The organism is Campylobacter sp. BCW_6873 (assembly GCF_001762365.1).
Taxonomy (GTDB): Bacteria; Campylobacterota; Campylobacteria; order Campylobacterales; family Campylobacteraceae; genus Campylobacter_D; species Campylobacter_D jejuni.
Genome location: NZ_MJWS01000040.1, coordinates 1 through 648, shown reverse-complemented (window position 1 = coordinate 648; position 648 = coordinate 1). Strand labels below are relative to the sequence as shown.

The window sequence follows — 648 nt, the reverse complement described above, 5'->3', positions numbered from 1 at the left end:
ATATAAATTACCCTTTTCAGACATAGCAATGCTTTGAGATTTACTTGAAGAAGCTAAAGCAAAAGTTTGCATAGAATTACCCATAACATTGTCTATAAAGGTAGATCTTCTTGTAGTAGTAGAGATTAAAGATCTAAAGGTTGCACCTGATATGGAAGCATTAAGATTAAAATCTGTAGTAAGCTTTCCTGTTATTGGATCAAAGCTTAAAGATATTTCTCCACCTCCATTGGTTCCTATATTGCCAATATTGCCTTGATTAACACCTGAGATGATATTGTTTATATTGCCTAATTCATCAAGATTAACATTGCTTTGATCTACAGTGATGTTTTCTACTTTTACATTATCTTTACCACTTCCACCTACAACCACAGTGTCTAATTTACCTGTTTCTTTATCTGTAGAAACAACCCAATCTTTAATTCCAACACTACCACTACCATTGTTAGTTACTGTATTACCATGATCATCTTTACCTACTGAGCCTTGGTTGGAAATAACTAAATCAGCATTACCATTATTTGTAATACCTCCACCTATAGTAGCACCTTCTCCATTAGAAATTTCAAGTTTATTATCACTATTGTTAGTGATGGAACCACTTATACCTGTATCAGAAGTAGAGGTGTTAGTGATAGAATCAAG

At 33.2% G+C, this 648-nt stretch carries 1 pseudogene; it reads right to left on the bottom strand.

What is annotated here, in order from left to right:
• Window positions 1–648, bottom strand: a pseudogene (locus AJ932_RS01985) (hypothetical protein); the annotation flags it as partial.